This window comes from Chlamydia sp. 04-14 (assembly GCF_036632095.1).
Taxonomy (GTDB): Bacteria; Chlamydiota; Chlamydiia; order Chlamydiales; family Chlamydiaceae; genus Chlamydia.
This window is the reverse complement of sequence record NZ_JAPYKW010000007.1, coordinates 1-8,039: the sequence shown is the minus strand read 5'-3', so window position 1 is coordinate 8,039 and position 8,039 is coordinate 1. Positions and strand designations below refer to the sequence as shown.

Genomic DNA, 8,039 nt, shown 5'->3' with positions numbered 1-8,039 from the left:
CACAGGAAAATTTTCAGTTCAGAAAGAAGCATGGTGAAATCAGAAAATCAAATAATTAAAAGTTCCCTCCATTTAGAGAACCAAAAATTTGGAAGAAAACCTCAACTATCAGAAGACCAACTTGAGTTGTTTTCTAGTGTCTGTACAGAATCTAAAATTGAAGTAATAGGACTAGATCTACAACCTTCACATTACCACGCTTTAGCTGCTATTCAAAAACTCTTAACTGCTACAAATTATAGAGGAAATTCAGAAGGATCTTATTTATCTAGGGAAACAAACACATTTAAGTTTGAAGGTACAATCCCAAGGATTAAATTTACTAAAGCTGAATACTTAGAAGCTTATGGGGTAAAAAAATATAAAACTGCCAGAAATAAGAATGAATTCGGTGGTAAAGAAGCTCTAATAGCTCTTGAGGCTTTATATCATCTAGGGAACGAACCTTACTTGATAGTCGCCACAAGAAAACGTTGGAATAAAGGAGAGGAAGTTGTTGATCGTTACCAAACGTTTTCTCCTATTTTACGTATCTGTGAGGGTTGGGAAGGCTTAACTCCAAAGGAAAATAAAGCTTTAGATGAAGAACCTTTTCTTAATCTGATTTCTAAAAAACACAAAGGGTTTATCATAGAGCCCTGTCCTATCATTGTAGATCAAATTGATTCTTATTTTGTTCTAAAGCCTGCCAACATGTACCAGGAAATTAAGTTAAGGTTTCCGAATGCTTCAAAATTCACATATACATTCATAGATTGGATCGTCAGCACTGCAACCAGAAAAAAGATGAATAGTTCAGGATTAAAAGAATGGCCTGACAAAATAGAAATAGGGTTTGAAAACCTATCCTACACGCTAAGAATGAATCGATATATTACTTCTAGAAATTGGAAGAAAATAGAATCCGCAATCAACAGGTGTATTGAGATAGCAATAGAGTTAAAGTGGTTGAATAAACATGAAAGAATTCAGGGTAAAACTATTTCTAAAAAAGAAGTGTTTTATCTAAATAAAAACAAATTTCAACAAATTTCAACAAACAAAACAATTCAAAACACAACAAACAACAATTAATTGTTGATAGTCAAAAAAAATTAAATTAAAACTCAAATAAAAAGAGTTTTAATTATGGGTAATTCTGGTTTTTACTTAAACAACAACCAAAACTGCGTATTCGCGGACAATATTAAAGTCGGTCAAATGCAAAACCCCTTGCAAGACCAACAACTTATAGTTGGAACATCCTCTACTCCAACAGCTGCAAAAATAACTGCGAAAGAAGGTCTCAAAGTAGCGATTACAAACACGAGTGGTCAGGATGCTTCTATTGATCTATCAATCGATCCTGATGCTTTATCAAAGCTAATCCTAGATCAGATACAAAAGGATTTAGTAGACGCTATCATAAAAAATATAACAAGCAGCTTAATACAAGAAGTTATAGATAAAATAGTCTCTGATCCAACTCTAGCTTTAACTAAAGCTTTCAAAAACTTTTCCATATCAGAGAAAATTCAATGTAACGGTTTATTCACAAAAACCAATATCGGAACTCTTCTTGGGGGGACTGAAATTGGGAAGTTCACAATTACACCCGATAATACTGATAGTATGTTCTTAATCTCCGCCGATATTATAGCCTCTAGAATGGAAGGAAATGTTGTATTAGCTTTAGTAAAAGAAGGTGATTCTGCTCCTTGCGCTGTTAGTTATGGGTATTCATCTGGTATTCCTAATGTTTGTTCATTAAGAACGGCTATCAACAATTCTGGAACAACCCCGGTTACATTCTCACTAAGAGTAGGTGGCATGGAAAGTGGTGTTGTTTGGGTTAATGCGTTAGCGAATGGAGATTCTATTTTAGGCACAACAACAACATCGAACATATCATTTTTAGAAGTTAAACAACAAACAAACGGTTAATAAAAGTTATTAAACAACTTAATTAAAATATATTTTTGTTGGATATTTTTTTGTGGTTTTATATGAAAAAATCATACGTCTATTTACTGGAGAGATTATGAATGATAAACAGAATATGACTAACGATTTCATCAAAATTGTGAAAGATGTTGAGAAAGATTTCCCAGAACTAGATATCAAGATGAAAGTACACAAAGAAAAGATTACTTTTTTGAATTCTCCCTTGGAATTGTATCACAAAAGCATATCCGTTATTCTAAACTTGCTCAATCAAATACAGACATCTTTAGGTTTGTTCCCTGACTCTCCTATAGTCGAGCAAATGGAACATAATAATTTGAAGCTGAAAAAAGCCTTGATCATGTTGATTTTATCAAGAAAAGATATGTTCTCAAAAGCTGAATAAATTAACATCTACTCTAACGTTGGAGTAAGTGTGAAAACACTAGCATTTTGTTCTTTTAAAGGTGGTACAGGGAAGACAACCCTGTCCCTTAATATTGGTAGTAATCTTGCTCAAATAAGCAAGAAAAGAGTTTTGCTTGTGGATTTAGATCCACAAGCAAACCTAACTACAGGACTTGGAATCCAGATTCGGGACGAATATAGTCTTAACGAAATTTTAAGAAGTTCTAACGATATCAAACAAGCCATTTACAAAACAAAAATAGAGAATCTTGATATCATTCCTTCATCAGTTCTTGTGGAAGATTTTAGAGGGTTGAATAAAGACGCGAGCTTGTCAGTCAATCATCTACACCTAGCATTGCAAAGCATTCAAAATCAATACGATATATGTATTCTAGATACGCCACCAAGTCTAGGTATCCTTACTCAAGAAGCTTTTCTAGCTAGCCAACATTTGGTTGTATGTTTAACACCGGAACCTTTCTCTATACTTGGCTTGCAAAAGATAAAAGAATTCTGTTCAACAATTGCAAGCGATTTGAACATATTAGGGATAGTATTTTCATTTTGGGATGAAAGAAACTCAACAAACTCTACGTACACCGATATTATAGAAACAATTTACGAAGGAAAAATACTATCCACAAAAGTACGTAGGGATATTACTGTTAGCAGATCCTTATTAAAGGAGACTCCAGTGATAAATGCTTACCCAAATTCTAGAGCATCTCAAGATATTTTAAACTTAACTAAAGAAATAGAAAACAAACTGTTTTTTAACCAAAAACTAGTTCAGGAAACTTTGTGAGTAAATTAATCAAAGAAGCATCCGCTTTTTTTCAAAAGAATCAAGAGAGCACTGTAAAGGAATTCCACAAAAAAGAATTCGCTATGGATGTTTTCTCAGTATCTCTAAGCGAAAACGAAAACGAACAAATAGAGAACTTGATTGTTAGCAAGCATAGTAATTTCGACGATGAGGATCAATGCAGCCGTGGATTGGCTTCCATCAAACTGCTAACAGGACAAATCAAATCTATACAGAAACAACACGTTCTTTTAATCGGTGAAAAAATTTATAAAGTTAGAGAGATTTTAAAAAGTATGAATTCACCTGATACAACGTTTTCAGCGTGGATAAATCTTGTATTCCATACAAAATCTTCAGCCTACAATGCTCTAGGGTACTACGAACTATTTATTAATCTTCCCGATAAAAACACAAAGTCTTTGTTCCAATCAATACCGTATAAAACAGCCTACTTACTAGCCTCTAGGAAGGGTTCTTTGAAAGATAAAGTTAAAGTTCTGGGGAAAATCAGTGGGATGTCGAATACATCTGCTATAGATGTACTAAACAAGTTTCTTCCTTCTTTGAGAACTTCTCAAACAGAAAGATTGACCGATTTTGAAGATAGGAATAAAGAGCTGTCAGAAAAACTAATAGAAATCCTTAGGACAGTATGTTCTGGATTAGAATTATCCGAATACAACAAAAACTTGTTGCAGCAGCTTTTTGAGAAGACTCTACAAACAAAGTTTAGATGCTGAATACAATCAGCAGCAAGTAAAAAGTATTAATATACTTTTTTAAGAATATAAACCTGAAAAATTCCGAGAGAAATTGCAACTTTAGGTGGTAGACTTTGCAACTTTAGGTGGTAGACTTTGCAACTTTAGGTGGTAGACTTTGCAACTTTAGGTGGTAGACTTTTGGATAAAAAAAACTTAGACTGCGCAAGACTTATACATTACAAAATATCGAGACTGAGTATGAGCGGTTTGAGTCACTATCATAAAAGTAGATTATTTCTAACAGTTTTAGAAGCAGCTAATGTATGGTTGGCTACCTTATCTCCTATTACTAGAAAGAATTATGCTTCAGGAATCAAGTTCCTAGTTTCCAATCATATATTAGATGGCTCTATGAAATTGGAAAACTTAATCTGTTTTGATCACTGTGATGCTCTGAATAAGATAAAATCCTTAACTTATAATTATGCAGGGAAGACTGTTTCAGAGGCTTCAAAACAAGCTAGAGCAGCATGTTATATCTCTTTTACTAAATTTCTTTATCGTTTGACTAAAGGTGTCATTAAGCAAGCCAGTCCTTCTAGAGATTTTGGTAACTCCACGTTTTATAAGATTAGAGATAAGGTGAAAACGGAGTTCATTTCCAAGAAAGAATGGTTGTTGTTTTTTGACTCTCTAAAAAGAATAAGCTTTAGAGACTATTTGATAGGTAAATTAATCATTCAGGGGGTAAGAAAATTAACCGAAGTAATTTCCTTGAGAACTGATGATCTGTCATTTGCTCAGAATCAGGTTACTTTCAAAGTGAAGAAACGACAAAACAGATACCAAGAGGTTAAAGTAAGTTACCCAAATTTCTTGATGCAGGAGTTGCGAGATTATCTTGGAAATAGAGAGGGATGGGTTTTTGTTTCTGGAGAAGGTCAACAGGTAGCGATTAATCAGGTTTATTACTATTTCAAATTGGCTGAGAGTGATATTAATTCTCCAATTAAAGTCACACCCCATGTTTTAAGAGCCAGTGCTTTAGCTTATTTGAAAAAAATGGGATTTGCAGACCAAGAAATAATGCGGGTATCTTGTCTATCTTCAACTCAAATGTTGTCAGCATACGATACAGGTCTAACAGACAATTTAACTTCACAATTACCCTTAATATTTTAATATAATTTTAATTATACAGAAGATAATGTCGCTAGACTTAGTTTATAGTTTTTTAAAGTGGAAATTACCAATTTCCACTTTATGGTTAAATCAGGGACACTTTTTTTGATGCGTTTTCGGATGTTGTGGATTTGTCGTAAGCGTATATCATTTTTGAAGACGAATGACCTGTTACTTTCATAATGTCAGAATCTGAGCATCCCATATTTTTGTACTCCGTTACTGCAGTAGCTCTTAAAACATGGGGTGTGACTTTAAACGATATACCTGCTTTTATTCCGGCTTTAGCAAAAGTTCCTGCCAGTTGTTTTAAACCAACACTTTTTCCGTTTTTAGTTATAAAGACTAATCCCAACCTATTCCCCACATAATCTTCTATTAATTTCATGAATCGTTGGGGATAAGTTATGATCGTTGTTTTGGTCATACCTCTACTCTTACTTTGATCAAAAGATATGGTTCCATTTTTGAATGAAATCTTATCCGTAGTAACAGACAAAGCCTCTGTTACACGCTTTGCCCCTTGGAGAATAGTCTGAGCTATTAACCAATCTCTGTGATTGATTTTTTCTAAAGCCTCTAAAAACATAACTCTTTCAATTTTGTTCATAGCATTCGTTTTGACCAAGTCTCTAATCTTATAAAACGTTTTGTTAGATTCTTGGTGCGATGGTTGAGCTATAGAAATTAAACCCGATGTTGCTCGGTTTAAAAATTTTGTTAGGGATATATAACATGCTGCGCGTACCTGTTTTGTCCCTTCTGACCAAGGAACTATTTTCATCGGGACTTGTTTTATCGAATCTAAGATAATATTGTGGTTTAACAGAGCGAATTCTTGTAGGGATATATTCAAAGAAACCAAACCTATTTTCTCTAATGCTAGGATAGACCCTTTATAAGATCTGGCTGTATGATTATTTAAGGATGACAGCCATACCAAAACAGCTTCAGAGAGTGGTATATTTCTTAATCCTTCCCAAATACGTTCATTTCTAATAGAAAGAAATTCCTGATGTGACAGGTTGCTTTGGTAAACTTTATTCCCAAACATTGTATCTAAGCTTTTATGCAGTGAATTGTCTTTACGCACACACAACCTCGTGATATAAGTTATGAATTTTACCTGATTATTTCCATAATCAAGCAAATTATATTACCTTTATGAAATCCTTAAAGGAATTTCTGGATATCTTATGATAAAACAATCTGAAGAAGAAAAAGAGCTCTTAGATGTGGAGTTTTTCATTCTAGGGCAAGCTGTTAACTATCTAGAACATGCGCACACAGTTGTTCGTAGATTATCAGAGAATCATTTCAAATTAGAAAATCATAAGAACATATTCTTGCTGATACGTGACATATTGAGAGATAGAGACACAATTTCTATTTCTTTGATTTGGGAAGAAATAAAAAGAAGAAATCTAGATAAACGAATGGATGTTTCTTATCTAATACATATGTCTCAAAATGCGGACATACCCATAGATTTAGATCATCATATTGACTTCTTACACGAAAAACATGTTAACAACCTTTTAAAAGAGTTTCTAGACTCATCTTTCCAAGATTTTACAAGATATCCAAATAGACGTTCTCCATACACACTTATAGATCAATTCAAAGAGCGTTTGGATAACATCCACAAAAAGACTTCATATCCTAGACGAAAAAATATAGGAAAAACGGTTTATGACATTTTTTCATCAGGAGACAATGGGAAAAACAGCGTTATATCTCAAATACGACATAGGTATGACTACAGATCGAGGCATCAAATAGATTATGTTGACGGGTTGCCTACGGGATATTCATCCATAGACGAAAATAGCATTATATTATCAAAGGGAAATTTTGTTGTTGTTGCTGCAAGACCTGCTATGGGAAAAACAGCTTTTGCTATAGATATAGCGCTTAATCTTGTCCTAGAACAAGAGAAAGCTGTGGGTTTTGTTTCATTAGAAATGAGCCCGAATCAGATTGTAGAACGAGTGGTCTCAAATTTAAGCGAAATTTCATGTGAGCAATTAAAAAGAGGAAATTTCTCTAGAGATGTCTTATCTAAAATAGAAAATATTGGTGTGAGATTAAAAGGAACACACTTCTTTATATGCGACAATAAAAGTACGGATTTAAATGCGTTGATTGATCAGGCTCGAGAATTGAAGGAAAATCAAGGTATAGACGCTTTATTCATAGATTACTTACAGCTGATCGGTTCTAATAAAAAGGCTGAGAATCGGCAGAATGAAATAGCTGAAATTTCTAGACAGTTGAGAAAATTGGCAGGCGAACTCCAGATTCCTGTTGTATGTTTATCTCAGTTGTCGCGAAAAGTAGAGGATCGTGGGGATAAGAGACCAATGCTATCTGATCTTAGAGATAGCGGTCAGATAGAACAGGATGCTGATGTGATATTATTCCTACATAGAAAGGATTACTACTCTCAAGAAGCAACAAAAGGGCTTTCGGAGATCATAATTGGGAAAAATAGGCACGGGTCTGTGTTCTCAACCAACTTAAGGTTTAATTCATCCACAGGAAAATTTTCAGTTCAGAAAGAAGCATGGTGAAATCAGAAAATCAAATAATTAAAAGTTCCCTCCATTTAGAGAACCAAAAATTTGGAAGAAAACCTCAACTATCAGAAGACCAACTTGAGTTGTTTTCTAGTGTCTGTACAGAATCTAAAATTGAAGTAATAGGACTAGATCTACAACCTTCACATTACCACGCTTTAGCTGCTATTCAAAAACTCTTAACTGCTACAAATTATAGAGGAAATTCAGAAGGATCTTATTTATCTAGGGAAACAAACACATTTAAGTTTGAAGGTACAATCCCAAGGATTAAATTTACTAAAGCTGAATACTTAGAAGCTTATGGGGTAAAAAAATATAAAACTGCCAGAAATAAGAATGAATTCGGTGGTAAAGAAGCTCTAATAGCTCTTGAGGCTTTATATCATCTAGGGAACGAACCTTACTTGATAGTCGCCACAAGAAAACGTT

General features: G+C 33.9%; 8 protein-coding genes and 1 pseudogene. 8 read left to right on the top strand and 1 reads right to left on the bottom strand.

What is annotated here, in order from left to right:
- Positions 1-30 precede the first annotated feature (30 nt).
- From O6937_RS05350 to O6937_RS05325, 6 genes are all read left to right on the top strand, one after another.
- Positions 31-1,074, top strand: a complete 1,044-nt coding sequence (locus O6937_RS05350; RefSeq protein WP_332390605.1) for a virulence factor — start codon at positions 31-33, stop codon at positions 1,072-1,074.
- A 54-nt stretch (positions 1,075-1,128) separates the two neighbouring features.
- The gene (pgp3, locus tag O6937_RS05345) at positions 1,129-1,923 is read left to right on the top strand and encodes a virulence factor Pgp3 (protein ID WP_332390604.1); all 795 of its coding nucleotides are present in this window, start codon (positions 1,129-1,131) and stop codon (positions 1,921-1,923) included.
- Positions 1,924-2,020: 97 nt separating this feature from the next.
- Complete coding sequence (locus O6937_RS05340; protein ID WP_213242108.1) at positions 2,021-2,329, top strand: virulence factor; 309 nt, start codon at positions 2,021-2,023, stop codon at positions 2,327-2,329.
- Between the two features lie 30 nt (positions 2,330-2,359).
- Entirely contained in the window at positions 2,360-3,139 is a 780-nt protein-coding gene (locus O6937_RS05335; RefSeq protein WP_332390603.1) for a ParA family protein, read from the top strand.
- On the top strand, positions 3,136-3,882 hold the full coding sequence (locus tag O6937_RS05330; protein WP_332390602.1) for a CT583 family protein: 747 nt from the start codon (positions 3,136-3,138) through the stop codon (positions 3,880-3,882). The genes O6937_RS05335 and O6937_RS05330 overlap by 4 nt, the downstream gene beginning before the upstream one ends.
- Before the next feature lie 222 nt (positions 3,883-4,104).
- Entirely contained in the window at positions 4,105-5,028 is a 924-nt protein-coding gene (locus O6937_RS05325) for a tyrosine-type recombinase/integrase (RefSeq protein ID WP_332390607.1), read from the top strand.
- An 85-nt stretch (positions 5,029-5,113) separates the two neighbouring features.
- Here O6937_RS05325 and O6937_RS05320 read toward each other — a convergent pair whose 3' ends face one another.
- Positions 5,114-6,082: a site-specific integrase gene (locus tag O6937_RS05320; protein ID WP_332390608.1), complete on the bottom strand. Its 969-nt coding sequence runs from the start codon at positions 6,080-6,082 to the stop codon at positions 5,114-5,116.
- A 142-nt stretch (positions 6,083-6,224) separates the two neighbouring features.
- On the opposite strand from O6937_RS05320, the gene O6937_RS05315 reads away from it, so the two are divergent.
- Positions 6,225-7,601 (top strand): replicative DNA helicase, encoded by a 1,377-nt coding sequence (locus O6937_RS05315; RefSeq protein WP_332390606.1) that lies wholly within the window; start codon positions 6,225-6,227, stop codon positions 7,599-7,601.
- A pseudogene (locus O6937_RS05310) lies at positions 7,595-8,038 on the top strand (virulence factor); the annotation flags it as partial. The gene O6937_RS05315 and the pseudogene O6937_RS05310, both read left to right, overlap by 7 nt.
- Between the last annotated feature and the right edge of the window lies 1 nt (position 8,039).

Bases quoted from the DNA above. Each gene is read 5' to 3' on its own strand.
- O6937_RS05350 (WP_332390605.1), top strand. From the start codon at position 31: ATGGTGAAATCAGAAAATCAAATAATTAAAAGTTCCCTCCATTTAGAG.
- O6937_RS05340 (WP_213242108.1), top strand. From the start codon at position 2,021: ATGAATGATAAACAGAATATGACTAACGATTTCATCAAAATTGTGAAA.
- O6937_RS05320 (WP_332390608.1), bottom strand. From the start codon at position 6,082: ATGTTTGGGAATAAAGTTTACCAAAGCAACCTGTCACATCAGGAATTT.
- O6937_RS05315 (WP_332390606.1), top strand. From the start codon at position 6,225: ATGATAAAACAATCTGAAGAAGAAAAAGAGCTCTTAGATGTGGAGTTT.
- O6937_RS05325 (WP_332390607.1), top strand. From the start codon at position 4,105: ATGAGCGGTTTGAGTCACTATCATAAAAGTAGATTATTTCTAACAGTT.
- pgp3 (WP_332390604.1), top strand. From the start codon at position 1,129: ATGGGTAATTCTGGTTTTTACTTAAACAACAACCAAAACTGCGTATTC.